Source organism: Janibacter alkaliphilus, from assembly GCF_013408565.1.
Taxonomy (GTDB): domain Bacteria; phylum Actinomycetota; class Actinomycetes; order Actinomycetales; family Dermatophilaceae; genus Janibacter; species Janibacter alkaliphilus.
The window spans coordinates 3,010,707-3,034,737 of the sequence record NZ_JACBZX010000001.1; the positions used below are offsets into that span (position 1 = coordinate 3,010,707).

The following is a 24,031-nucleotide window of genomic DNA, read 5'->3' on the forward strand; positions in this document are numbered from 1 at the left end:
CAGCACGTCGGCGGCGGCCTGGATCAGTCCAGGGCCGCGAGGGCCTCGTGGTACCCGGCGAAGTCGCGGGCCTCCCCCGGTCCGTTGACCAGGCTCCACGCGACCTTCCCGGTGGTGTCGACGAGGAAGGTGCCGCGGATCGCGAAACCGCCCTCGTCGTTGAAGACGCCGTAGCGCGAGGCGACGTCGCCGTGCGGCCAGAAGTCGGCCAGCAGCGGGAAGAAGTACCCCTGCTGGTCGGCCCACGCCCGCAGGCTGAACATCGGGTCGCAGGAGACCGCCAGGACCTGCACCTTCTCCGACTCGAAGCCGGAGAGGTTGTCCCGGATCTCGCACAGCTCGCCGGTGCAGATCCCGGAGAAGGCGAAGGGGTAGAAGACGATGACGACCGCCTTCTTCCCAGCGAAGTCGGACAGGGAGACGTCCTGCCCGTTCTGGTCCTTGAGGGTGAAGTCGGGGGCGACGTCGCCGACGCTGATCTCGCTCATGCGAGGCAGTCTGCCACTGATCGGCGCGCTCAGCGGCCGGTCTTGCGGGCCGCCAGCCGGGTGCCGACCCACGCGTCGGAGCACATCGCCGACCCGGAGGTGTGCAGGCCGGCCGTGCGGGCGGCCTCGTCGACCTCGCTGGGGTCGACCTCCTCGGGCTGCCCGGGGCGGGGGGTGACCAGGACGATGTCGCCGCCGTCCTCGAGGGTGCCGAGGGTGTCGACGAGCGCGTCGGTCAGGTCGCCGTCGCCGTCGCGCCACCACAGCAGGGCCACGTCGACGACCCCGGTGTAGTCCTCGTCCTCGAGCTCGCTGCCGACCAGCGCCTCGACCGAGCGACGGAAGTCCTCGTCGACGTCCTCGTCCCAGCCGTACTCCTGGACGATCTGCTCGGCGGCCAGCCCGAGCTTGCTCGCGGCCTCCTCGGTGGCCACGTTCTCGGTGGCCGAGTCCCCGGTCACGACGTGCGTCCTTCCGCTCGATGTACCTCCATGCCCGACAAGTGAAGGCCAGCAGCGCCGGATTCGCAACCGCCGTCCGGGCCGCGGGCCCCGCGGGCCGCGCTGGCGGCGGCCCCCTGCTGCGCGTACAGCCGCTCGGCGTCGGCCACCCGCAGGTGCGGCGTGACGGGCAGCACAGCGCCCGGCGTCGAGACCAGGTGCACCTGGGCCAGTCCGAGCCGGCGCTGCACGGGCCCCTGGTGCAGGCCCATCGACTGGATCCGGCCGTGCGGCACGATCTGCACGATGCGACCCGGCCAGCCGCGACGCAGCAGGGCCACCTCGGGGTCGACCACGGCGCCGTTGCGCCGCCAGGTCACCGGGTCCAGCAGCCGGGCCGCCGGCGGGCTGGCGTAGCGGTGCGCCGGCAGCGTGCCGTGCATCGCCCCGTCCAGGCCCTCCACCTCGATCCCGGGGGTCAGCGCGTCCAGCGTGGCCCGCACCTCGGCGTCGGTGCCGACCGGGACCAGCACCCCGGCGTCGGTGATCTCGTCGCCGCCGAGCTCCACCCCGGCCACGTTCACGCTGAGCCGCCACCAGCCGGACCAGCGCCACAGCCACGGCTGGGTGAGCTGGATCGCCTGCACCCGCTCGACCGGGATGGTCGAGGTGGAGATGTCGGTGAGCCCGTGCGCCACCCGCAACGTCTCGCCCTGCCGGACGAGGGTGAGGTTGGACCAGGTGAGCACGTGCTTGATCCGGTTGAAGGCGGCGAAGAGGATCGGCACGAAGAAGCCGCCGACCACGCCGAGCACGCCGAGCCCGGCGAAGAGCGCGGCCAGGGGCACGGCCACGACGACGATCAGCGTCGCCGGGGAGAGGAAGGTCGAGGCGAGCAGCCGCCCGAAGGGCATCTCCACCAGCGGCGGCCCGCTGGTCGGCGGCGGCAGTCCCGGGGTGCCCGAGGGCCGCTCCGGGGTGCCGCCGGGCGTGCCGGTCGCGCCAGCCGTACCCGTGCTCGGTGGCCGCGAGCGCTGCTCGGCGTCGGCGGCCAGCCCGAGCAGCCGGTCCTGCAGGGCCAGCGCGTCGGAGTGGGTGAGGAAGGCGAGGCGGACGTTGGAGTCGGCGCCGCCGGCCGACTCCACCTTCACCTCGGCCAGGCCGGAGAGGCGGGCGAGGATCGGCCGGCTGATCGAGACCGCCTGGATCCGGTCGTAGCGGATCTGCCGGTGCTGGCGGAAGATCGCCCCCCGGCGCAGCTCGATCGTGCTGGCCCCCAGGCGGTAGCGGGTGAACCACCAGGCCGCGACGCCCAGCGCGGCGACCAGCAGGATCGCCAGGACCAGCCCAAGGACGAGCAGCGCCGGGTGGTCCAGCGCCCATGCCTCGACGTCCGGCCCGCTGCCGTCGTGCTCCTGGTCCGGGCCTCCCGGCCGGTCCGAGGTGCCGGTGGCGGCCGAGAGGATGTCGTCCATCACCTGGCTGAGCAGGTAGCCCAGCACCGCGACCATGAAGAGCCCGCCGCGCAGCAGCGGCGAGAGCGGATGGAAGCGGCGCCAGTCCTCGCCGCGCGGACCGGGGGCCGGCACCTCGTCCGTGCCCTGCTCCGCGGCTGGTTGGTCCGCCGGTCGCTCGTCGGCCGGCGGCGGCGGTCCGGCTCCCGGGTGTGCCGAGCTCACAGCCCGGCCCGTCGGCTCTCGCCGAGCTCGGTGAGCCGCTCGCGCAGCTCCTCCGCGGTCTCGGACGGCAGCCCCGGCAGGTCGCCCGAGCTGGCCGGGCTGGCGGTGTGCACCTCGATGCCGGCCAGGCCGTAGCGCCGCATCAGCGGCCCGGCGGCGACGTCGACGTACTGGATCCGGCCGTAGGGGATGGTCACCATGCGGCGGAACATCCGCCCCTTGCGGATCGCCAGCTCGTCCTCGAGCTCGGCGTAGCTGATCGCCGGCACCTGCCGCACGATCAGCCACTGGCACCACAGCCAGCCGACGACCAGCACGCCGGCGAGCACCCAGAGCCACGGCCACAGCAGCACGGCGGCGACGACCGCGCCGACGAGCAGCGGGGCGAGGCAGAGCGCGGCGGTGATGCTGCGCACCGCGACGAGCGAGGTGGAGACCGGCCGCCAGGGCGCGCCGTCCTGCGCGCGCAGGCCGAGCTGCAGGGTGGCCCGCGGTCCGGTCTGCGGCGGGTCTGGCTGCTGCGACATGTCGCTCACGCTCTCATCCAAGCAGCCGTCCTTTCTCGAGGCAGGCCCGAGTGGGCACGACCGGGGGTCCGGGTGGAAGGATGGGTGTGCTGCACACCACACCGGGCAGCAGGGCCGACCCCCGAAAGGACGTTGGACGTGACCGTCAACGACGACCGCCCGAACGATGGACCGATCCTCAACGGCATCCCGACCCATCTGCCGGACATCGACGCCGAGGAGACCCAGGAGTGGCTGGACAGCCTGGACGGGCTGATCGACGAGTCCGGGCGGTCCCGGGCCCGCTACGTCATGCTGCGCCTGCTCGAGCGCGCCCGGGCCATGAACGTCGGCGTCCCGTCGCTGACCACCACCGACTACGTCAACACCATCCCGCCGGAGCACGAGCCCTGGTACCCCGGTGACGAGGAGATCGAGCGGCGCTACCGCGCCTGGATCCGGTGGAACGCGGCGGTCCAGGTGCACCGCGCCCAGCGGCCCGACGTGGCCGTCGGCGGGCACATCTCCACCTACGCCTCCGCGGCCACCCTCTACGAGGTCGGCTTCAACCACTTCTGGCGAGGCAAGGACCACAAGGGCGGCGGCGACCAGATCTTCTTCCAGGGGCACGCCTCCCCCGGCATGTACGCCCGGGCCTTCCTCGAGGGACGCCTGACCGAGGAGCAGATGGACGGCTTCCGGCAGGAGAAGAGCCACGTCGTCGACGGCGAGGTCGAGGGGCTGCCCAGCTACCCGCACCCGCGACTGATGAGCACCTTCTGGGAGTTCCCGACGGTCTCGATGGGGATCGGCCCGATGAACGCGATCTACCAGGCGCAGTTCAACAAGTACCTGCACAACCGGGGCATCAAGGACACCAGCGAGCAGCACGTCTGGGCCTTCCTCGGCGACGGCGAGATGGACGAGCCGGAGAGCCGGGGGCTGCTGCAGACGGCCGCCTTCGAGGAGCTGGACAACCTCACCTTCGTCATCAACTGCAACCTGCAGCGGCTGGACGGCCCGGTGCGCGGCAACGGCAAGATCGTCCAGGAGCTCGAGGCCTTCTTCCGCGGCGCCGGGTGGAACGTCATCAAGGTCGTCTGGGGCCGCGGCTGGGACCCGCTGCTGGCCGCCGACCGCGACGGCGCGCTGGTCAACCTCATGAACCAGACGCCGGACGGCGACTACCAGACCTTCCGGGCCAACGACGGCGCCTACGTCCGGGAGAACTTCTTCGACCGCGACCCGCGCACCCGCAAGCTCGTCGAGGACTGGAGCGACGCGGACATCTGGTGGCGGCTCAAGCGCGGCGGGCACGACTACAACAAGGTCTACGCCGCCTACAAGGCCGCGATGGAGCACAGCGGGCAGCCGACGGTCATCCTCGTCAAGACGATCAAGGGCTACGGCCTGGGCACCCACTTCGCCGGCCGCAACGCCACCCACCAGATGAAGAAGCTCACCCTGGAGGACCTCAAGGGGCTGCGCGACGGGCTGAAGATCCCGATCAGCGACGAGGAGCTGGAGAAGGACCCCTACCTGCCGCCCTACTACCACCCGGGCGAGGAGGACGAGGCGATCCGCTACATGCTCGAGCGTCGCCGCAAGCTCGGTGGCGGGCTGCCGGAGCGGCGGGTGGACTACCCGCAGCTGTCGCTGCCGCCGAGCAAGGCCTACGAGATCGTCAAGAAGGGCTCCGGCAAGCAGGAGGTCGCCACGACCATGGCGTGGGTGCGCCTGCTCAAGGACCTCATGCGGGACAAGGAGTTCGGCAAGCGGATCGTGCCGATCATCCCGGACGAGGCGCGCACCTTCGGGATGGACAGCTTCTTCCCCACCGCGAAGATCTACAACCCGCACGGGCAGACCTACACCTCGGTGGACGCCGAGCTCATGCTCGCCTACAAGGAGTCCACCGCCGGGCAGCTGATCCACACCGGGATCAACGAAGGGGGCTCCGTCGCCGCCTTCACCGCGGCCGGCACCTCCTACGCCACCCACGGCGAGCCGATGATCCCGGTCTACATCTTCTACTCGATGTTCGGCTTCCAGCGCACCGGCGACGGGATCTGGGCGGCCGCCGACCAGATGAGCCGCGGCTTCCTGCTCGGCGCCACCGCCGGGCGGACCACGCTGACCGGCGAGGGGCTGCAGCACGCCGACGGGCACAGCCTGCTGCTCGCGGCGACCAACCCCGCGGTGGAGGCCTGGGACCCCGCCTTCGGCTTCGAGATCGGGCACATCATGCGCCACGGTCTGGAGACGATGTACGGCGGCGACGCCCCGGCCAACGACCCCTCGCGCAACGTCATCTACTACCTCACGCTCTACAACGAGCCGATGGTCATGCCGCCTGAGCCGGACGGTCTGGACGTCGAGGCGCTGCTGAAGGGCATGTACCTCTACGCCGAGGGCGAGGGCGACGACGCGCCGCGGGCGCAGGTGCTGGCCAGCGGCGTCGGCATGCCGTGGGCGCTGGAGGCCCAGCAGCTGCTGCGCGACGACTGGGGCGTGGCCGCCGACGTGTGGTCGGTGACCAGCTGGTCGCGGCTGCGCCGGGAGGCGATGGACTGCGACGAGCAGGCCTTCCTGCACCCCGAGGACGGGCGGCGCACGCCGTGGGTCACCGAGGCGCTGGCCGACCGGAAGGGCCCGGTCGTCGCGGTCTCGGACTACATGAAGCAGGTGCAGGACCAGATCGGTCCGTGGGTGCCGGGCGACTACGCGGCGCTGGGCACCGACGGATTCGGCTTCTCCGACACCCGGGCCGCGGCCCGCCGCTTCTTCCACGTCGACGGCCCGTCGGTCGCGGTGCGCACCCTGCAGATGCTCGCCGAGCGTGGCGAGGTGGCGCAGGACGTCCCGGCGAAGGCGGCCGAGAAGTACCGGCTGCTCGACGTCACCGCCGGCGAGTCCGGCAACGCCGGCGGCGACGCCTGACGGGCCGCGGACGCTGACGGGGCGATGACACCGACGCGTCGTTGACGCAGATGACCGGGACCAGGTGGCGGGCGGCGCTCGCTGCCGTGGTCCCGGTCGTCACCGCGTCGTGCCTCGTCGGGCCGGCCGCCCCGTGGGGATCGCCGCACGTCGAGGTCTCGCTCGCCGGGTGGAGCCAGGGAAGTGTCTACACCGAGGCCGATCGCCTCTTCACAGTCGTGTCGTTCGACGGCTTCTGCGCGCGCGCCGACGACGTCGTCACCCTCGATGGAGTCGAGTTCATCACGTCCTCCGGGATGGAGGTCGTTCGGGCTGGCTACACCGACCGGCGTCCCACCTCCGGTCTCCAGGAGGGTGGGTGGGCCGAGCACGACATCAGCACCACCGATCGGATGCGGAGGTGCTCCGACACGGAGCAGACCCTCGTCATGGAGGTGCGACGCACCGGGACGGGCAACGTCTGGAGCTCCGGCCTACGAGTGCATACCGTCGAGGCCGGCACCTATGAGGGACAAGCCCGCTCGATGTTCTGCCCGCGCACCGACGGCTGCACCCAGCAGGAGTTCGAGTCGGTCCCGGAGGTCGACGTCGACTGAGGCCGAGCAGCGCCTGTCCATCACAGCCTGATCACGGTGCCCCGAGGGTGACAACCCTCGGGGCACCGGTGGCGTCGGAGGGGGTGCAGGTGCGGCACGGAGGCCGCACCCTCGCCCACATCGACCAGGAGGAACCACCCATGTCCGTCCGACGTCTCGCCGCCACCGCCCCGCTCGGTGTCGCCCTAGCCGCGCTGCTCGTGCCGCAGACCGCGACCGCCGAGCCGGGCCCCCCGAACGAGCCCGAGCTGACCCCTTCGTACCTGACCTCCACGGTCGTCGAGGGCTCGCTGGAGGGCACCCCGGGCAACCGGCACCAGATCGTCGTCGACCGCAGCCAGCGCGACACCGTCGACGGCTGGGTCCGCTCCTGGAGCTGCCCCGAGGGCGCCACCGTCACGATGACCTGGGCCTCGTCGAGCTGCACGTACCGGCTGACCCAGGACCTGCGCAGCCAGTACGGCACCAGCGCGGACGAGTGGCTCAGCTCCACCGGCCGCTCGGCCACCGTCTCCGCGCCGAACCTCGTCGGGGTCAACCGCGACACCGGCTACGTGCGCCGGCTGCCGCTGGAGCTGACCTTCGTCGCCGGCCAGGACGCCACCCTCACCCAGGAGGTCAGCTCGTACACCTACTCGCCGGCGCGGGTCCGGGGCGAGATCGGCGGCGCCCGCTACGCCGACAGCGACGGCTACGTCGGCTACCGCGTCGTCTCCGGCTGACCCGGTCGACGGCTGCGCTCCGCCCAGAAGTCCTCCCGGGCGGTGACGCAGACGTCCGGCTGGTCGCAGAAGAGCCCGTCGACCCCGGCGTCGAGGAAGGCCCGGGCCTCGTCGATGGCCCGGCCGAAGCGGGCCGGGTCCTCCCCGACCCGGTGGTCGGCGGGCAGGAACTCGTTCTCCGCGCGGAAGGTCCACGGGGTGACCTGCAGGTCCGCGCGGTGCGCGTTGGCGACCAGAGAGGTCGGCTCGCCGAGGCTGCCGTCCGCGGTGCGCGGGATGACCTGCGCCTTCTCCGGGCCGATCCCGTCCAGCCACCGGGAGAGCCGACGCAGCGAGCCGGCGGTGGTCAGCTCGGCGTAGGTGGTCCCTTCGTCCGCGAGGTCGAAGGGGCCACCTGCGGCCGTGGTGAGGAAGGCGAGGTTGGCGCGGTAGCCGTGCTTCTCGCGCAGGTCCTTGAGGTTGGACAGCTCGAAGGACTGGGTCCACATCGGCGCCGAACGGTGGTTGAGCCGATAGCGCTTGACCAGCCGGGCGAGCTCGGCCTCGGGGTCGAGGCCCAGCTCGTGCAGGTAGGTGGAGTGCTTGATCTCAGGGATGATCCCGATGGTCCGACCGCTCTCCTTCGACAGGCGCTCGCGCAGCCGCAGCCCCTCCTCGAAGGTGAGGATCTCCTCCCTGCCGTCGTACATCGCCGACTCGTCGCGCAGCTCCGGCAGCCGCTCCGTCGCGCGCAGGGTCTTGAGCTCGGCCAGCGTGAAGTCCTCGACGAACCAGCCGGTCACCGGCTGCCCGTCGAGCTGCTTGGTCGTCTCCCGGTCGGCGAACTCGGGGTGGTCGGCGACATCGGTGGTGCCGCCGATCTCCGGCTCGTGCCGGTCGACGAGCACCCCGTCCTTGGTCATCACCAGGTCCGGCTCGATGTAGTCGGCGCCCTGCTGCACCGCGAGCCGGTAGGCGGCCTCGGTGTGCTCGGGGCGGTAGCCGGAGGCACCGCGGTGGCTGATCACCAGCGGGTCGGGCATCCGCGAGCGTCGCTGCTCGGCCTCGGTCACGGTGGTCCCTCCTGGCTGGGTCCCGCCGCCCTGGGCGCTGCTGACGGGGGCCGTGGTCGCGGCCACCGTGACGGCGAGCGCGCCGGCGGCGACGAGCGCGGTGACGGTGCGTGCGGTGACGGTGCGTGCGGGTCTCATGCTGCCGGACGCTAGGCACCGGAGGCCACCGGCAGCCGTCGCGTCGTGGACCGTCCGGTGAACGCCGCCCCAGGCTTCTGCCAAGACCCACGTGCCACGACCCATGTGCCACGACCCGCGCCCCCACTGCGTCCCACCGCCTCGTCCCACGACCCCCGGCTACGACCTCGATGCGGGCGCTCCCCCGGCCAGCCCCTAGGGTGTCCCTCGTGTCCAAGGTTCTGACGTCCCTGCCTGTCGGTGAACGAGTCGGGATCGCCTTCTCCGGCGGTCTCGACACCTCTGTCGCGGTCGCGTGGATGCGCGAGAAGGGTGCCGTGCCGTGCACCTACACCGCTGACCTCGGTCAGTACGACGAGGACGACATCGCCTCGATCCCCGGCCGCGCCGGGCAGTACGGCTCCGAGGTGAGCCGGCTCGTGGACTGCCGCCGCCCGCTGGTCGAGGAGGGCTTCGCGGCGATCGCCACCGGCGCCTTCCACATCCGCTCCGGCGGCCGCACCTACTTCAACACCACCCCCCTGGGCCGCGCCGTCACCGGCACCCTGCTGGTCCGGGCGATGGCCGAGGACGAGGTGTCCATCTGGGGCGACGGGTCGACCTTCAAGGGCAACGACATCGAGCGCTTCTACCGCTACGGGCTCATGGCCAACCCGGCGCTGCGGATCTACAAGCCGTGGCTGGACGCCGACTTCGTCTCCGAGCTCGGCGGCCGCCAGGAGATGAGCGAGTGGCTCACCGAGCGCGGCCTGCCCTACCGGGACAGCGCCGAGAAGGCCTACTCCACCGACGCGAACATCTGGGGCGCCACCCACGAGGCCAAGACCCTGGAGCACCTCGACGAGGGCATCGAGGTCGTCGACCCGATCATGGGCGTCGCCTTCTGGGACCCCGCCGTGGAGATCCCCACCGAGGACGTCACGATCCGCTTCGAGCGGGGCCGTCCGGTGGCCATCGACGGTGACGACTTCGGCGGCGACCCGGTCGCCCTGGTGCACGCGGCCAACGCCATCGGCGGCCGGCACGGGCTAGGGATGTCCGACCAGATCGAGAACCGGGTCATCGAGGCCAAGTCCCGCGGCATCTACGAGGCCCCGGCGATGGGCCTGCTGCACGTCGCGTACGAGCGGCTGCTCAACGCGATCCACAACGAGGACACCATCGCCAGCTACCACTCCGAGGGGCGGCGGCTGGGCCGGCTGATGTACGAGGGCCGCTGGTTCGACCCGCAGGCGCTCATGCTGCGCGAGTCGCTGCAGCGCTGGGTCGCCGCCGTCGTCACCGGCGAGGTCACCCTGCGGCTGCGTCGCGGCGAGGACTACAGCATCCTCGACACCCGCGGCGAGCACTTCAGCTACCACCCGGACAAGCTGTCCATGGAGCGCACCGAGAACGCCGCCTTCGGGCCGGTGGACCGGATCGGCCAGCTGACCATGCGCAACCTGGACATCGCCGACAGCCGCGGCAAGCTCGAGGTCTACGCCGAGCAGGACCAGCTCTCCGGCGGCTTCCTCGAGATCATGGGCGAGCTCAGCCCGGGCGGGGCCGACGCCATCGCCGCCAACCCGGCGACCAGGGGCCTGGACGACGAGGACGACGCGCTGGACCGGGCCGCCATGGAGGCCGGCACCGACTGACGCGGGTCCGGCACCGACCGACACCCGCCCGGACCACTTGTCCGGTCCGGACAAATAGACTGCGGCGCATGGCTCCTCGCTCCCGCCACGGCTCGTCGCTCTCGGCGACCACCCGGCTGCAGGTGCGGCGGGCCGGCGGCGAGCTGGCCACCACCGCCACCCGGCGGATCGAGGAGCGCTACGGGTGGTACGCCGACCTCACCGCGCGGCAGCGCTCCTGGGTCGCCCAGGTCGCCCAGGCGGGCATCTCCGGCTTCATCGAGTGGGTCGACGGGCACGGCCGCCAGGACCCCCGGACCACCTTCGCCGCCGCCCCGCGCGAGCTGACCCGGGCGATCACCCTGGCCCAGACCCTCGAGCTCTCCCGGACCGTCATCGAAGTGGTCGACGCGGCCGTCGAGGACCTCGCCACCGCCGGCGACGTCCCCGCGCTGCGCGAGGCGGTGCTGCGCTACTCCACCGAGGTCGCCTTCGGCGCCGCCCAGGTCTACGCCACCGCCGCCGAGCAGCGCGGCGCCTGGGACGCCCGCCTGGAGTCGCTGGTCATCGACGCGGTGATGCGCGGCGAGATGGACGACTCGCTGCTCACCCGCGCCGCCGCGCTCGGCTGGGACGACGTGCACGACGTCGTCGTCATCGTCGGCGAGTCGCCGCACGTCGGGGACCCCACCACCGAGCCGGCCGAGGCCGCGGCCGCGCTGCACCGGGCCGCGGCCCGTCTCGACCACCCGGCCCTGGCCGGGGTGCAGGGCGGGCGGCTGGTAGCGGTGCTCGGCGGGGTCGCCGACCCGGCCCGGCGCACCGCCACCCTGGCCGGCCTCTTCGGTCCCGGCCCGCTGGTCCACGGCACCCTGGTCGAGGATCTCGTCGAGGGGGCGATCTCGGCGGCCGCGGCGGTGGCCGGGCACGATGCGGCGCACGGCTGGGCCGGCTGCCCGCGCCCGGTGGCCGCCGACGACCTGCTGGCCGAGCGCACCCTCGTCGGCGACGAGCTGGCCCGGGCCAGCCTGGTCGCCCGCATCCACCAGCCGCTGCTGGCGCACCCGGCGCTGCTGCAGACCGCGCGCACCTACCTCGACAGCAGCGCCGGCCTGGAGGGCACCGCACGCGAGCTCATCGTGCACGTCAACACCGTGCGCTACCGGCTGCGCCGGATCGCCGAGATCACCGGCTACGAGATCACCGACCCGCACGACGCCTTCACCGTGCGGGTCGCGCTGACCCTCGGCACCATCTTGGAGGGTTCCTCCAAAGACCCGGCGTGATTGTCTGTCGGCGCCGCCGTCGCCGTGACCTCCCCGAGACCGGGACGCTGGATACGTGCTTGCGATCACGTGCCCCGGACAGGGCTCCCAGACCCCCGGCTTCCTCGCTCCCTGGCTGGAGCTCCCCGGAACCGGCGAACGCCTCGACTGGCTGGGCACCGTGGCCGGCATCGACCTGCGCACCCACGGCACCACCAGCGACGAGGCCACGATCAAGGACACCGCGGTCGCCCAGCCGCTGATCGTCGGCGCCGGGCTGGTCACCCTGCTCTCCCTCTTCTCCCACCCGGCCGACGGCTTCCGCGTGGTCGGCGTCGGCGCCGGCCACAGCGTCGGCGAGATCACCGCGGCCAGCGCCGCCGGGGTCATCTCCGCCGAGCAGGCGATGGTCCTGGTCCGCGAGCGCGGCAACGCGATGGCGACCGCGAGCGCGGTCACCCCGACCGGCATGAGCGCCGTCGTCGGCGGCGACGAGGACGAGGTGATCGCGGCCATCGAGCGCCACGGACTGACCCCGGCCAACCGCAACGGCTCCGGCCAGGTGGTCGCCGCCGGCACGATGGAGGACCTCGCCGCGCTCGCCGAGGACCCGCCGGCCAAGGCCCGGGTGATGCCGCTGAAGGTGGCTGGCGCCTTCCACACCGAGCACATGGCCCCGGCCGTGGACGTCCTCGCCCGGCACGCCCGGGCGATCTCCACCCATGACGCCCGGGTGCCGATCCTCTCCAACGCCGACGGCAGCGTCGTGCACTCCGGCACCGAGGTGCTGCGCCGGATCGTCTCCCAGGTCAGCCGCCCGGTCCGCTGGGACCTGACCATGGAGGCGATGAAGAGCCTGGGCGTTACCGGCCTCATCGAGATCCCGCCGTCGGGCACCCTCACCGGTCTCGCCAAGCGCGGCCTGAAGGGGGTCGAGACCCTGGCGCTGAAGACCCCCGACGACCTCGAGGCCGCCCACCGGATGGTCCGCGAGCACGGCGAGTCGCGCACCGCCTCGGCCCCCGCCTGGCGGATCGTCGTCGCCCCGGTCAAGGGCACGGTCTCGATCCCCGAGCACGCCGTCTCCGGGAGCCTGCCGAGCAACACCGTCGTCGCCCAGGTCTCCTCGCTGCGCGACACGCACGACGTGCTCGCCCCGCACGGCGGTCAGGTCGTCGAGTGGCTCGTCGAGGACGGCGACCCGGTCAGCCCCGGCCAGCCGCTGGTGCGGCTGCACCCCGAGGGCGAGGTCTCGGCGTGAGCGCCCGCACCCTCGGCGCGCCGACCGAGCTGCGGCACGCCCGGATCAGCGGGATCGGCGGCTACCGGCCCGAGCGGGTCGTGCCCAACGCCGAGATCGTCGACGCCATCGACTCCTCCGATGAGTGGATCCGGGAGCGCTCGGGCATCCGCACCCGGCACCGCGCCGCGCCCGACGAGACCGTCGTCGACATGTCCGTGGCCGCTTCGACCGGCGCCATCGCCCAGGCCGGGATCACCCCCGAGCAGATCGACGCGGTGCTCGTCGCCACCGTCACCCACCCGTACCAGACGCCGGCCGCCGCCCCCGAGGTCGCCGCCCGCTTCGGGATCGCCGCGCCCGCGATGGACCTCTCCGCCGCCTGCGCCGGCTACTGCCACGCGGTGTCCGTCGCCAACGACATGGTCCGGGCCGGCACCGCCGACCACGTCCTCGTCGTCGGCGTCGAGAAGCTCTCCGACTTCACCGACCCGCACGACCGCGGCTCCGCCTTCATCTTCGGCGACGGCGCCGGAGCCGCCGTGGTCTCGGTCTCCGACCGGCCCGGCATCGGCCCGACCATCTGGGGCAGCGACGGCGACCGCAAGGGGCTGATCACCCAGCGTGACAGCTGGATGGAGCTGCACGCCCCCGAGGGCACCGTCGGCGGCCGGCAGTGGCCGGCGATCGTCATGGAGGGCCCGAGCGTCTTCCGCTGGGCGGTGTGGTCGATGACCGAGCACGCCCAGGCCGCGATGGACGCCGCCGGGGTCGCCCCCGAGGAGCTGTCCGCCTTCATCCCGCACCAGGCGAACGTGCGGATCATCGACAACCTCGCCAAGACCCTGCACCTGCCGGCCGACCTGCCGATCGCCCGGGACATCGAGACCACCGCGAACACCTCGGCCGCCTCGGTCCCGCTGGCGATGGAGCGGATGCTGCGCGAAGGGGAGATCGCCCCCGGCGGCCTCGCCCTGCAGATCGGCTTCGGCGCCGGCCTCGTCTGGGCCGCCCAGGTCGTCGAGATCCCCACCCCGGCTCCCGGCACCCAGGCGGCCAGCGCGGAGGCCGCCACCAGCCCGCAGAGCACGCCCGCACCGGGCGAGCCCACGCCCGCCGGCACCTAGTCCCCCGACGGCCCGGCGGGTACCCCGGGCCACGACAGTCACGACACGCACCACCGAAGGAGCAGCACATGGCGCACAGCGACCAGGAGATCCTCGAGGGCCTCGCCGAGATCGTCTCGGAGGAGACCGGCATCGACACCGCCGAGGTCACCGCGGAGAAGAGCTTCACCGACGACCTCGACGTCGACTCGCTCTCGATGATGACGATCGCCGTCACCGCCGAGGAGAAGTTCGGGGCCAAGATCCCGGACGAGGAGGTCAAGAACCTCAAGACCGTCGGCGACGCCGTCGCCTACATCAAGGCCAACCAGCCCGCGTGACCTCCTCGCCGCCCATGACCTCAGACCAGCCCACCATCGTCGTCACCGGCGTCGGCGCCACCACCCCGCTCGGCGGTACCGCCGAGGAGACCTGGAGCGCCATCCTCGCCGGCCAGTCGGGAGCCGCGACCCTCGAGGAGGACTGGGTCGCCGAGCACGAGCTGCCGGTGACCTTCGCCGCCCCGCTCAAGGTGCCCGCCCGGGACGTGCTGGCGCGGGTGGAGACCAAGCGTCTCGACCCCTTCGCCCAGTACGCGCTGGTCGCGGCGCGCGAGGCATGGGCGGCGGCGGGGGCCCCCGACGTCGAGCCCGAGCGGCTCGCCGTGAGCATCGGCAGCGGCATCGGCGGGGTGCAGACCCTGCTGACCGCCTGGGACACCCTCAACGAGAAGGGCCCACGGCGGGTCTACCCGCTGTCCATCCCGATGCTCATGCCGAACTCCGCCTCCGGCACCGTCTCCCTCGACCTGGGTGCACGGGCCGGGGCGCACACCCTCGTCTCGGCCTGCTCCTCCGGCGCGGAGTCCATCGGTCACGCGCTGCGCCTGATCCACGACGGCGTCGCCGACGTCGTCGTGGCCGGCGGCAGCGAGGGAGCGATCCACCCGCTGCCGATCGCCGGCTTCGCCGCGATGCAGGCGCTGTCCACCCGCAACGACGACCCGCAGGCGGCCTCGCGCCCCTACGACACCGGTCGTGACGGCTTCGTCCTCGGAGAGGGCGCGGCGATCATGGTGCTGGAGACGGAGGAGCACGCGAAGGCCCGCGGCGCGACCATCATCTGCACCCTCGCCGGTCAGGGGATCAGCGCCGACGCCCACCACATGGCCGCCCCCGAGCCCGAGGGCGCCGGGGCCAGCCGGGCGATGGTCGCCGCCGTGCAGGACGCCGGGGCCCAGCCCACCGACGTCGTGCACATCAACGCGCACGCCACCTCGACCCCGGTCGGGGACGTCGCCGAGATCGCCGCGATGCGGCGGGCCTTCGGCGCCGACGTCGACCAGATGCCGGTCAGCGCCACGAAGTCGATGACCGGTCACCTGCTCGGCGCGGCCGGGTCGCTGGAGGCCGTGCTCACCGCCTTCGCCGTCCGTGACCGGGTGGCACCGCCGTCGATCAACATCGACGAGCTGGACCCGGTGGTGGACATCGACGTCGTCCGTGACGAGCCGCGGCGGCTGCCGGACGGGCAGATCCTCGCGCTGAACAACTCCTTCGGCTTCGGCGGGCACAACGTCGCCCTGGCCTTCGGGAGCATCTGATGGCCCGCCAGCCGAGCGCCGCGTCCACCGCGGCCGGGGCCGCCGGCAAGCCGAAGAAGGACCGGGAGAACGACCCGCGGAACCCGCGCAAGCGGCTCGAGGCGTTCTTCGACGAGGGCAGCCTGGAGCTGATCAGCCCGGAGGACGACTCCGGCTTCCTCGCGGCGACCGGTCGCGTGGACGGGGTGCGGGCGGTCGCCTTCGCCTCGGACGCGACGATCATGGGCGGCGCGATGGGTGTCGCCGGGTGCCGCGTCGTCGTCGACGCCTACGAGCGGGCGCTCATCGACGGGATGCCGATCGTCGGCCTCTGGCACAGCGGCGGCGCCCGCCTGCCCGAGGGCGTCGTCTCGCTGCACGCCGTCGGCGAGATCTTCGCGATCATGACCCGGGCCTCGGGCAAGATCCCGCAGATCTCGGTGGTCATCGGGGCCGCTGCCGGTGGCGCCGCCTACGGGCCGGCGCTGACCGACATCGTCATCCTCGCCCCCGAGGGGCGGATCTTCGTCACCGGGCCCGACGTGGTCCGCTCGGTCACCGGCGAGGACGTCGACGCGCTGCGCCTCGGCGGCCCCGAGCCGCACGGTCGGCGCTCCGGCGTGGTGCACGTGCTCGCCGAGTCCATCGACGACGCCTTCGCCCGGGCTGGCACGCTGTGCCAGCTCTTCGAGGACCAGGGCTCCTTCGACGTCGACGGGGTGGTCGACCGTGACCTGGCGGCGCAGCTGCCGGAGTCGGCCAGCCGCGCCTACGACGTGCACCCGCTGGTGGAGGACCTGCTCGACGACGGCCCGGTGCAGGAGCTGCACGGGCGCTGGGCGCCGAACATCACCACGACCCTCGGTCGGCTCGGCGGGCGCACCGTCGGGGTCATCGCCAACAACCCGATGCGCCTGGGCGGCTGCCTGGACTCCGCGTCGGCGGAGAAGGCGGCCCGGTTCGTGCGGATGTGCGACGCCTTCGGGGTGCCGCTGGTCGTGCTCGTCGACGTGCCCGGCTACCTGCCCGGTGTCGGCCAGGAGTGGGACGGCGTGGTGCGCCGCGGCGCGAAGCTGCTGCACGCCTTCGCCGAGGCGGTCGTCCCCCGGGTCACCGTGGTCACCCGCAAGACCTACGGCGGGGCCTACATCGCGATGAACTCGCGCTCGCTCGGTGCGACGAAGGTCTTCGCCTGGCCGGACGCGCACGTCGCCGTCATGGGCTCGGTCGCGGCCATCCGGATCCTGCACCGGCGTCGGCTGGCCGAGGTCGACGACAGCGAGCGGGCCGCCGTCGAGCAGGAGCTCGCCGACGAGCACGACCGGCTCTCCGGTGGCCTGCAGCGGGCCGAGGAGATCGGCGTCGTCGACGAGATCGTCTCGCCGACGGTCACCCGCTCGGCAGTGGTCGGGGCGCTCGCCGCGGCCCCGCAGTCGCGCGGGCGGCACGGCAACATCCCGCTCTGACGAGCCCGCTCGGCCGCGGTCCACGACCGGAGCACGCGCGGGTGGACGCACCGAGCACGGGGGCGCCGAGACACCGAGACGCCCCGGACCACGCACTCAGTGGTCCGGGGCGTCTCGTCGTGCGCTCGTCGCGGAGGCAGGACCGGGACAGGGGCGATCCGGGCCGGGCTGGCCGGGTCACCGGGGACATCGGAACTGCTGCTGGCAGCAGTTCCGGGAGTCAGCAGCAGCTCGTAGTGGTGCTGGCTCGCCAAACTGCTGCCAGCAGCAGTTTCGGGTCCTCGCGCTGTCGTCAGCCGACCTGCTCGTGTGCCGGCTTCCTCGGCGCTCCGGGCCTCGCTCGTTCCTCGCTCGGGTCCTCGCGCTGTCGTCAGCCGACCTTGTGCAGCCAGCGGACGGGGGCTCCCTCGCCGGCGTGGCGGAAGGGCTCGAGCTCGGTGTCCCAGTCGGCGCCGAGCAGCTCGCCGACCATGTCCTCGACGGCTTCGCCCGCGCCCTGGGCGAGGGTGAGCACCTCGCGCAGGCGGTTCTCGGTGACGACGACGTCGCCCGAGGCGGAGATCGTCGCGTGGTGGATGCCGAGGTCCGGGGTGTGGCTCCAGCGCGAGCCGTCGAGACCGGCGCTGGGCTCCTCGGTCACCTCGTAGCGCACGCCGTCCCAGCCGCGCAGGGCGGAGGCGAGACGGGCGCCGGTGCCGGGCTCCCCCGTCCAGGAGAACTCGGCACGCTTGAGCGACCGGCCGAGCGGCTGCTCGGTCCAGTCGAGTGAGACACCCTGGTCGAGGACGCTCTCCAGCGCCCACGTGATGTGGGGGCAGAGCGCCGTCGGGGTGCTGTGGATGAACACCACCCCGCGGGTCGTGGTGCGCGTCTGGGCCGACATCCTGATCCTCCTCGAGTGCGATGGACGTCTTCCCCAACGCCATCTCCTCGCGGACCCGGGCCGGCGGTGCGCTGTGAACGACCGCGGTCTGGTGCTTCGTCGCTGTGGTCACTCGGGTGCGCAGGCGCACCACGAGGTCATGTGCGACTCATTCTGCCCCATCAGCCACAGCAGCACCAGCCCTCGCCGGGTCGGCGAGACAGTTGCGCCGCACACTGTGCCCGCGACCCGGTGCCGCGCACGAGGCGACGCGCCGACGGGCGGCATACTCCCCTGGGTGAGCACCGACGACCCCCGGCCCGCAGGCTGGGCGCGCACCGCCTTCGCCGTCGACGCCGTGGTGGCCTGGACCGGGGTGGTGCTGGTGCTCGTCGTCTCGGGGCTGGGGTGGTTCGCCGAGGGGCCCAGCGAGCCCGGCCTCTACGGGAGCACGACGAAGGGGGCGGCCGGTCGGGTGGTCGACAGCCTCAGCTACTTCACCATCTGGTCCAACATCGTCGTGGCGCTCTCGGTGACCCTGCTGGCGCTCGCCCCGGCCCGTGACTCGGTGCTGCGACGGGTGCTGCGCCTGGACGGGCTGCTCATGATCACCGTCACCGCGGTCGTCTACCAGCTGCTGCTGGCGCCGAGCATGGACATCGTCGGCTGGTCACGGCTGACCGACCCGATCGTGCACGTGATCACCCCGGTACTCACCCTGCTCGTCTGGCTGGCCGTCGGGCCGCGGGGCTGGATCACGTGGCGGCTGCTGCCGCTGGCGCTGCTGATCCCCCTCGCCTGGATCGTCTGGATGCTCGGCAGGGGTGCGGTGATCGACGCCTATCCCTACGGCTTCACCAACGTCACCGAGCTCGGGTACGGGTCGGTGCTCGTCACGCTCGCGCTGGTGCTGGTCTTCGCCCTCGTGGTGACGGTGCTGCTGTGGGGGCTGGACCTGGCGCTGCGGCGGCGCGGCCGGGCTCAGTAGTACGGGACGGACTGGATCGCCCAGCCCACGCAGCACAGCAGCGCGACGAGACCCACCACCCCGACGGCGATCCACAGGTAGGTCGGCGAGCTGCCGCCGTAGTAGCCGGACGGTCCGGGGACCTCGTGCCCCTGGGAGTCCACCCACAGCGCCCAGCCGCGCGGCGGCTCCGGGAGCTCCGGTCCGGGTTGCCAGCCTCGGGGCGGACGCCACCCGGGCGGTGGCTCCGGCCAGTTCGGTGGCGGGTTGAAGTCGGGCACCCTCGGCTCCCCCTGTCGCGCGGCGTCGTCGTGCCGGTGCCGCCCCCGCGGACGGCACCGACCCTCGACCGTAGGCGGCTTCCCGGTGCGACGCACCGTGAGCGCACGAACGTTCAGCACGTGAGATCCGTTGCCGCGCAGATCAGGTCGCGCGGAGAGGACGTCACGCTGGTCGTGGGGCGGCTGGGGCTTGAACCCAGGACCGACGGATTATGAGTCCGCTGCTCTGACCGACTGAGCTACCGCCCCTCGACCGGCGAGGGTACCTGTGCCGCCAGGCACCAGCGAGGGGCGATCGCCCGGTAGGCGACCGCCCCTCACCCCGGCGCTGCTCAGAACCGACGCAGGTAGGGGATCACCCAGCCGCCACCCGCGTGGGCCGTCGCGGACGAGGTCGTCGTGTAGCGCTGGGTGGTGGTGCGGTCCCAGCGACCCCAGCGCCAGACCGCGCCACGGTCGAGCACCTCGTAGCTCTCTCCCCCGTCGTCGCTGAGGGCCTGGTGCGCGACGAGCTTCACCGTGCCGGCCGGGGTGACCGTGCGCACGTACCGCATATCGTGGTTGCAACGCCCGTTCACGTAAGCTTGGTTGCATGGTCGAACTGGTAGCGCTGAGGAAGACGAACGAGGTGGCGGCGTACGTCCGCGCCTCGATGGATCGCAAGGGTGATCGGTGGACCGTCGAGACCCAGTTGCGCAAGATCAGGGCGCTCGCTGAGGCCAAGGACTGGGAGGTCGTCGAGGTCTACGACGATAACGCCGTGTCGGCGACCAAGAAGCGCCGCGCTGGCACACGGTGGGCCGAGATGCTGGACGATGCCCGCGCGGGCCGGTTCTCGATGGTGGTCGCCGTGGACATGGACCGGCTCCTGCGCAGCACGAAAGACCTCAACACGCTGATCGACCTCGGTCTGCGCGTCGTCACCGTGGACGGCGAGATCGACCTCTCGACGGCGGACGGCGAGTTCCGCGCGACGATGCTCGCGGCTCTCGCCCGCTTCGAGGCCCGACGCAAGGCTGAGCGTCAGATCAGGTCGAACGAGCGCCGTCGTGCCGAGGGCATACCCACGTCCGCCTGGAAGGCGTTCGGCTGGACGCGTGAGGGCGAGCTGATCGAGGAGGAGGCAGAGGCCGTCCGGCGAGCCTTCGATGCGTTCCTCGGCGAGCCATCGCTGTCGATCCGGCGCATCCGCGAGGACCTGAACAGCGCTGGTCACCTCACCGCCCGCGGCTCGGAATTCTCCGTCGATGCCGTGCGCTACCTGCTCGCGAACCCGCTTTACTGTGGCTACATCAAGCACTACGCATCCGGCGAGCTGTACCCGGTGCAGGGCGAGGCGTTCCCGCCCATCGTCAGCGAGCAGACGTGGCGGACCGCGGTGGCGAAGCTGGAGGACAACGTGCGGAGGTCGGCCAGGCAGGGCAACCAGCCGAAATACCTCCTGTCGACGATCGGGCTGTGCGGGAAGTGCGGTGCGACGCTCGTCTCGGGGACGAACAGCCGCAAGCAGCCGACGTATCGCTGCGGCGAGCAGTTCCACCTCACCCGCCAACGCGAGCCCGTCGATGCGATGGTCACCGAGGCAGTGCTCACCCGCCTGTCGTCGGTGGACGTGCACGACCTCGTGATGCCGCAGGAGGACGACGGGCCGGACCGCGAGGAGCTGCTGACCGAGCGGAACGCCCTGGTCGAGCGCGTCAAGGAGCTGAGCCCGCTGCTGCGCGACATCCATCAGCCGGTCCTGGAGATCACCGCGGCGATCAACGACGTGAAGGTCCGCATCGACGAGATCGACGCGGAGCTGCTCGACCGCTCGGTATCCGTGGCGGCGAAGCTGCTGGCAGACGTGGAGGAGGCGGTCGGCACCGCGGAGCGTCGCGAGGTTGTCGAGTCGAAGTGGAAGGCGTTGGACATAGACCGCCGCCGGATGCTCGTGGACGAGCTGGTGACTGTGACCATCGAGCCCATCGCGCCCGGTCACGTGAAGTTCGACCCCGACCTCATTCGCATAGAGCCGCGTCGCGACTGACTCATGAGTCAACTCGTCATTGCAATGGTGAGTCGACTCGTGGGAGAGTGGTTGCAGACAAGAAGATCCCACCGGGGCCGCGACTTAGAAGCGCGGGGTTCTGCTCCCGGATGAGTAGCCGGTCAAACAGCCCAACTACCGTGGCGGGGAACCGGAAGATACTCATATCTGAGGACTTCCGATGTCTGTCGTTATCGACGTTCCCCGCGCATCCGCGCTTGACTGCCCTGCTCTCGATCAGGACTCGTCTCCCGTTCCGCATGCTGATGGGCTCGATCCCGTCATCGCCGCCGCCCGCGCCGCCGGTCGCCGAGCCGGTGAGCGCCTGGCACTCACTCCGCTGACGCCGCGACAGCGCGCCGCCGTCGCCGCCGTGATGGGCGGTGGTCGCTGATGAGCGCGAACTCCGCCGCCTTCGATCACCTGACCAGCTTCCGCTGGCGACAGGGCGACCCGTCCCTCGCCGATGGCGAGGCCCAGCTCTACGACCTCGGCGTGCTCCGCTCCGTGCTGGAGGAGGCCGTCGAGATCGCCGTCGCCGACGCCCGCGCCGACGGGGTGACCTGGGCCAGGATCGGCGACGCCCTCGGCGTCACGCATCAGGCTGTCATCAAGCGCTACGGCCGGGGCGGTGGTCGCTGATGCACGCCGACGCACGCAACCTCAGCACCGCACCCGCCGACCTGACCCCGCCCGGAGGGCCTGGCCTGGCACCCGCCGAAGGCGGGCTGCCCATCGCCGTGATGACGGTCCGCAGCCGTGCTTCGCACTCCAAGAGTTTCGGGGGCCTCATTCGTTCCTACGGGCGCGGCAAGGGCTTGTCGATTGCCGCGCCTTGCAACAACGCGCCTGGTCAGAAGCCGATTCCGTCTTCGCTGCGTCGCGTCGCCTCGCGGGTTCATTTGAGGTCTCATTTGGGGGTCAATACGGGGTCATTTAGGCGCCGCACCCCCTCTGCGGCCCTCCACGCCGCCTGCGACGGGGGTGGTCGCCGTGGCTAAGCAGGAGAACAACCCGACGAGCATCGGGCTCACGCAGTACCTCGATCCGTCGTACTGGACCTGGGCTGCCGAGGACCCGAACGGGGCCGCGCTGCTCGAGCAGGGAGCCGGGGCGATCCTCGCCTACGTCGCGCAGCGGCTCGAGGCCATCGGCTGCGAGGTCATCGAGGCCTACGGAATCGTGCACGACAAGGATGAGCGCGAGGTCTGGAGCGACACGGAGAAGGCTCTGGTGGTCGAGCCGAAGCCCGATCACCTGCACGCGGTCATCAAGTTCGCCAGCCGTGCGAAGAGCGCGCCGCTGGCTCGGCTCGCGTTCGGCATCGGCGTCGAGCCCCAGTACGTCGAGAAGCCGGGCCGCGGTCGGTACGCCTTCGACAACATGCTGTCGTACCTGACTCACGTGAAGTATGCGGACAAGCATCAGTACGCGCCGTCGGAGGTCGCCACGGTGCGCGGGCCGGACTACCTCGGGATCGACGCCCAGCGCCGGGAGACCTGGCTCAAGGGGCGCGCCCACGTGAAGAAGAAGGTCGTCGCGGAGAACTTCGAGGACATGCGGGAGCGGGTGCTGCAGGGCGAAATCACGCGGGATCAGATCATGCTCACGGACGAACTGTTCGACATCTACTCGCGGCATCAGCGGGAGATCGACGACGCGCTGTCGGCCTACGGCCAGCGCCGCGCGTACCGGGCGGCCGCGAAGCTGCGCGCCGGTGCCTTCTCGACGCACGTGGTGTTCGTCCACGGGGATGCCGGGATCGGCAAGACTCGGTTCGCAACGGATTTCTTCACCGAGGCGATTAGCGCGGCCAATGCACATGGCGAGCGGTGGCAGGTCTACCGTGCCGCGACGGGGAACCCATTGGATGACTGGCGGGGCGAGGAGGTGCTGCTGCTGGACGATCTGCGGGCCTCGGCGATGGACGCGAACGATTGGCTGCTGCTGCTCGATCCGTATAACGCCTCGCCTGCGAAGGCTCGGTACAAGAACAAGGGCGAGGTGGCTCCGCGCCTCATCGTGATTACGGCGACGATCGAGCCGGTCGAGTTCTTCTACTACGCCCGCCAGAAGGGCAACGTGGACGAGGCGCTGGACCAGTTCATCCGCCGCCTGGCGTCGGTCGTGAAGGTCTACCGCGCCGACGACATCAACCGCTACCTCGTGCAGCACATCGGGAAGATCGAGCCCTACGAGTGGCACCAGTGCAGCATCCCGACCGCCGCGCACACGCCCGGCATGTACGGCAACGCGTACCACCAGAACGCCGGGTCGCGGGAACTGACGTACGGTCCGGAGACCTCGGCGGAACACGACGCGGACGGTGCGGTCGCGGAGCTGCTCAGCGGGCTCGCGGTGCGAAGTCCGGACGTGCCGCTGGCGCTGATCGAAGGTGCCGCATGAGCACCGATCAGCATTCGCTCTTCCAGGGGGTCGAGGGGGCCGGAGGCCCCTCGCAAGCAGGGCTGGAGGACACGAGCGTCAGCGATGTGTCCGACAGGCCTACTGCTTGCCACTCTGGCGTACAGGTGGAGCAGCAGACCGACTCCCAGGTGAACACCGGTCGGGCTGATGCGGAGGCTGTGCGTCAGAGTCACGGCGGCGCGAAGCGTCGTCGTGGGGGCCGCGCGAAGCTCGATACCGACTTCGGGGAGGAGACGCTCGCGGCGCTTCGCACTCGTGCGAAGCGGCTCGGGCTGGCTCCGAGCACGTGGGTACGGACCGTCGTACGCGATGCCCTCCACGCCTCCCGCTCGGAGGAGTTGGACGCCGCCGTGGCGGCGCACCTGCTCGGGGTCGAGGCGCGTGTGCAGGCGTCGGCGGACGCTCGTGAGCTGGCTGCCCAGGTGCGCCCGCTGGCGATCAACGTCAACGACTTGGATCGCCGCGCGCGCGCCGGTGAGGCGGTGGCGCTGTCGTCGGAGGTGCCCGAGCTGATCGAGCTGCTGCGCGAGGTCCGCGCCTTGCTCGGGGATCGGACGGCCGCATGAGCACCACCCACTACAGCCGAGCACCAGCGCCGCCGACACCGAGCGCTATATCCGCGGGAAGGA

23 protein-coding genes and 1 tRNA gene are annotated in these 24,031 nt (G+C 71.8%); 15 read left to right on the forward strand and 9 right to left on the reverse strand.

The window, feature by feature from the left end; translation table 11 throughout:
- Positions 1-23 precede the first annotated feature (23 nt).
- Genes BJY28_RS14260 through BJY28_RS14275 form a run of 4 tightly spaced genes read right to left on the reverse strand, consistent with a single transcriptional unit; the run spans position 24 to position 3,134 of the window.
- Positions 24-488 carry a peroxiredoxin gene (locus tag BJY28_RS14260; RefSeq protein WP_179463585.1) on the reverse strand — a complete coding sequence of 155 codons (465 nt, stop codon included), beginning with the start codon at positions 486-488 and terminating at the stop codon, positions 24-26.
- A 29-nt stretch (positions 489-517) separates the two neighbouring features.
- A complete protein-coding gene (locus BJY28_RS14265) occupies positions 518-949 on the reverse strand; it encodes a DUF3052 family protein (protein WP_179463586.1) in 432 nt (143 codons plus the stop codon).
- A complete protein-coding gene (locus BJY28_RS14270; protein WP_179463587.1) occupies positions 946-2,607 on the reverse strand; it encodes a PH domain-containing protein in 1,662 nt (553 codons plus the stop codon). Before BJY28_RS14270 ends, BJY28_RS14265 begins: the two co-directional genes overlap by 4 nt.
- Positions 2,604-3,134: a PH domain-containing protein gene (locus tag BJY28_RS14275; RefSeq protein ID WP_179464189.1), complete on the reverse strand. Its 531-nt coding sequence runs from the start codon at positions 3,132-3,134 to the stop codon at positions 2,604-2,606. The genes BJY28_RS14270 and BJY28_RS14275 overlap by 4 nt, the downstream gene beginning before the upstream one ends.
- 138 nt (positions 3,135-3,272) lie before the next feature.
- On the opposite strand from BJY28_RS14275, the gene aceE reads away from it, so the two are divergent.
- The 3 genes from aceE to BJY28_RS14290 all read left to right on the forward strand — a co-directional run bounded on the left by aceE (position 3,273) and on the right by BJY28_RS14290 (position 7,371).
- Complete coding sequence (gene aceE, locus BJY28_RS14280; protein ID WP_179463588.1) at positions 3,273-6,053, forward strand: pyruvate dehydrogenase (acetyl-transferring), homodimeric type; 2,781 nt, start codon at positions 3,273-3,275, stop codon at positions 6,051-6,053.
- A gap of 50 nt (positions 6,054-6,103) precedes the next feature.
- On the forward strand, positions 6,104-6,649 hold the full coding sequence (locus BJY28_RS14285) for a hypothetical protein (protein WP_179463589.1): 546 nt from the start codon (positions 6,104-6,106) through the stop codon (positions 6,647-6,649).
- Positions 6,650-6,789: 140 nt separating this feature from the next.
- Positions 6,790-7,371: a hypothetical protein gene (locus tag BJY28_RS14290; protein WP_179463590.1), complete on the forward strand. Its 582-nt coding sequence runs from the start codon at positions 6,790-6,792 to the stop codon at positions 7,369-7,371.
- Here BJY28_RS14290 and BJY28_RS14295 read toward each other — a convergent pair.
- Positions 7,350-8,561: a glycerophosphodiester phosphodiesterase family protein gene (locus tag BJY28_RS14295; protein WP_179463591.1), complete on the reverse strand. Its 1,212-nt coding sequence runs from the start codon at positions 8,559-8,561 to the stop codon at positions 7,350-7,352. The two genes, BJY28_RS14290 and BJY28_RS14295, sit on opposite strands and share 22 nt — an antisense overlap.
- Before the next feature lie 209 nt (positions 8,562-8,770).
- Here BJY28_RS14295 and argG point away from each other — a divergent pair, with 209 nt between their 5' ends.
- The 7 genes from argG (at position 8,771) to BJY28_RS14330 (ending at position 16,836) form a co-directional block, all read left to right on the forward strand.
- Complete coding sequence (argG, locus tag BJY28_RS14300; RefSeq protein WP_179463592.1) at positions 8,771-10,198, forward strand: argininosuccinate synthase; 1,428 nt, start codon at positions 8,771-8,773, stop codon at positions 10,196-10,198.
- Positions 10,199-10,266: 68 nt separating this feature from the next.
- Complete coding sequence (locus BJY28_RS14305; RefSeq protein WP_179463593.1) at positions 10,267-11,463, forward strand: PucR family transcriptional regulator; 1,197 nt, start codon at positions 10,267-10,269, stop codon at positions 11,461-11,463.
- A gap of 55 nt (positions 11,464-11,518) precedes the next feature.
- Positions 11,519-12,703 carry an acyltransferase domain-containing protein gene (locus tag BJY28_RS14310; RefSeq protein ID WP_179463594.1) on the forward strand — a complete coding sequence of 395 codons (1,185 nt, stop codon included), beginning with the start codon at positions 11,519-11,521 and terminating at the stop codon, positions 12,701-12,703.
- Positions 12,700-13,809, forward strand: a complete 1,110-nt coding sequence (locus BJY28_RS14315; RefSeq protein WP_179463595.1) for a beta-ketoacyl-ACP synthase 3 — start codon at positions 12,700-12,702, stop codon at positions 13,807-13,809. The genes BJY28_RS14310 and BJY28_RS14315 overlap by 4 nt, the downstream gene beginning before the upstream one ends.
- Positions 13,810-13,877: 68 nt before the next feature.
- The gene (locus BJY28_RS14320) at positions 13,878-14,129 is read left to right on the forward strand and encodes an acyl carrier protein (protein ID WP_179463596.1); all 252 of its coding nucleotides are present in this window, start codon (positions 13,878-13,880) and stop codon (positions 14,127-14,129) included.
- 14 nt (positions 14,130-14,143) lie between these two features.
- Positions 14,144-15,391 (forward strand): beta-ketoacyl-ACP synthase II, encoded by a 1,248-nt coding sequence (gene fabF / locus BJY28_RS14325; protein ID WP_179463597.1) that lies wholly within the window; start codon positions 14,144-14,146, stop codon positions 15,389-15,391.
- Positions 15,391-16,836, forward strand: coding sequence for a carboxyl transferase domain-containing protein (locus BJY28_RS14330; RefSeq protein ID WP_179463598.1), 1,446 nt, complete (start codon positions 15,391-15,393; stop codon positions 16,834-16,836). Before fabF ends, BJY28_RS14330 begins: the two co-directional genes overlap by 1 nt.
- A 370-nt stretch (positions 16,837-17,206) precedes the next feature.
- On the opposite strand, the gene BJY28_RS14335 is transcribed toward BJY28_RS14330, so the two are convergent.
- Positions 17,207-17,719, reverse strand: a complete 513-nt coding sequence (locus BJY28_RS14335; protein ID WP_179463599.1) for a DUF3145 domain-containing protein — start codon at positions 17,717-17,719, stop codon at positions 17,207-17,209.
- Positions 17,720-17,996: 277 nt separating this feature from the next.
- Between BJY28_RS14335 and BJY28_RS14340 the strand changes: the two genes are divergently transcribed.
- Positions 17,997-18,686, forward strand: coding sequence for a Pr6Pr family membrane protein (locus BJY28_RS14340; RefSeq protein ID WP_179463600.1), 690 nt, complete (start codon positions 17,997-17,999; stop codon positions 18,684-18,686).
- Here the strand turns inward: BJY28_RS14340 and BJY28_RS14345 are convergent.
- The 3 genes from BJY28_RS14345 to BJY28_RS14355 form a co-directional block, all read right to left on the reverse strand.
- The gene (locus BJY28_RS14345) at positions 18,680-18,946 is read right to left on the reverse strand and encodes a hypothetical protein (RefSeq protein WP_179463601.1); all 267 of its coding nucleotides are present in this window, start codon (positions 18,944-18,946) and stop codon (positions 18,680-18,682) included. The genes BJY28_RS14340 and BJY28_RS14345 overlap by 7 nt on opposite strands.
- A gap of 175 nt (positions 18,947-19,121) precedes the next feature.
- Positions 19,122-19,195 (reverse strand) — tRNA-Ile (locus BJY28_RS14350).
- Between the two features lie 83 nt (positions 19,196-19,278).
- Positions 19,279-19,491 (reverse strand): hypothetical protein, encoded by a 213-nt coding sequence (locus BJY28_RS14355; RefSeq protein ID WP_179463602.1) that lies wholly within the window; start codon positions 19,489-19,491, stop codon positions 19,279-19,281.
- Positions 19,492-19,538: 47 nt separating this feature from the next.
- Between BJY28_RS14355 and BJY28_RS14360 the strand changes: the two genes are divergently transcribed.
- The 4 genes from BJY28_RS14360 (at position 19,539) to BJY28_RS14375 (ending at position 23,968) form a co-directional block, all read left to right on the forward strand.
- Positions 19,539-20,975, forward strand: a complete 1,437-nt coding sequence (locus tag BJY28_RS14360; protein WP_179463603.1) for a recombinase family protein — start codon at positions 19,539-19,541, stop codon at positions 20,973-20,975.
- A 393-nt stretch (positions 20,976-21,368) separates the two neighbouring features.
- Positions 21,369-21,617 carry a hypothetical protein gene (locus BJY28_RS14365; protein ID WP_006215448.1) on the forward strand — a complete coding sequence of 83 codons (249 nt, stop codon included), beginning with the start codon at positions 21,369-21,371 and terminating at the stop codon, positions 21,615-21,617.
- 342 nt (positions 21,618-21,959) lie between these two features.
- Positions 21,960-23,381 carry a Rep family protein gene (locus tag BJY28_RS14370; RefSeq protein WP_179463604.1) on the forward strand — a complete coding sequence of 474 codons (1,422 nt, stop codon included), beginning with the start codon at positions 21,960-21,962 and terminating at the stop codon, positions 23,379-23,381.
- Positions 23,378-23,968: a hypothetical protein gene (locus BJY28_RS14375; protein ID WP_006358982.1), complete on the forward strand. Its 591-nt coding sequence runs from the start codon at positions 23,378-23,380 to the stop codon at positions 23,966-23,968. The genes BJY28_RS14370 and BJY28_RS14375 overlap by 4 nt, the downstream gene beginning before the upstream one ends.
- Positions 23,969-24,031 lie beyond the last annotated feature (63 nt).

What these genes read in the sequence shown, in the direction of transcription:
- BJY28_RS14275 (WP_179464189.1), bottom strand. Translation starts at nt 3,134, where the DNA reads ATGTCGCAGCAGCCAGACCCGCCGCAGACCGGACCGCGGGCCACCCTG.
- fabF (WP_179463597.1), top strand. Translation starts at nt 14,144, where the DNA reads ATGACCTCAGACCAGCCCACCATCGTCGTCACCGGCGTCGGCGCCACC.
- BJY28_RS14320 (WP_179463596.1), top strand. Translation starts at nt 13,878, where the DNA reads ATGGCGCACAGCGACCAGGAGATCCTCGAGGGCCTCGCCGAGATCGTC.
- BJY28_RS14335 (WP_179463599.1), bottom strand. Translation starts at nt 17,719, where the DNA reads ATGTCGGCCCAGACGCGCACCACGACCCGCGGGGTGGTGTTCATCCAC.
- BJY28_RS14285 (WP_179463589.1), top strand. Translation starts at nt 6,104, where the DNA reads ATGACCGGGACCAGGTGGCGGGCGGCGCTCGCTGCCGTGGTCCCGGTC.
- BJY28_RS14365 (WP_006215448.1), top strand. Translation starts at nt 21,369, where the DNA reads ATGAGCGCGAACTCCGCCGCCTTCGATCACCTGACCAGCTTCCGCTGG.
- BJY28_RS14260 (WP_179463585.1), bottom strand. Translation starts at nt 488, where the DNA reads ATGAGCGAGATCAGCGTCGGCGACGTCGCCCCCGACTTCACCCTCAAG.
- BJY28_RS14290 (WP_179463590.1), top strand. Translation starts at nt 6,790, where the DNA reads ATGTCCGTCCGACGTCTCGCCGCCACCGCCCCGCTCGGTGTCGCCCTA.
- BJY28_RS14330 (WP_179463598.1), top strand. Translation starts at nt 15,391, where the DNA reads ATGGCCCGCCAGCCGAGCGCCGCGTCCACCGCGGCCGGGGCCGCCGGC.
- BJY28_RS14295 (WP_179463591.1), bottom strand. Translation starts at nt 8,561, where the DNA reads ATGAGACCCGCACGCACCGTCACCGCACGCACCGTCACCGCGCTCGTC.
- BJY28_RS14305 (WP_179463593.1), top strand. Translation starts at nt 10,267, where the DNA reads ATGGCTCCTCGCTCCCGCCACGGCTCGTCGCTCTCGGCGACCACCCGG.
- BJY28_RS14375 (WP_006358982.1), top strand. Translation starts at nt 23,378, where the DNA reads ATGAGCACCGATCAGCATTCGCTCTTCCAGGGGGTCGAGGGGGCCGGA.
- BJY28_RS14360 (WP_179463603.1), top strand. Translation starts at nt 19,539, where the DNA reads ATGGTCGAACTGGTAGCGCTGAGGAAGACGAACGAGGTGGCGGCGTAC.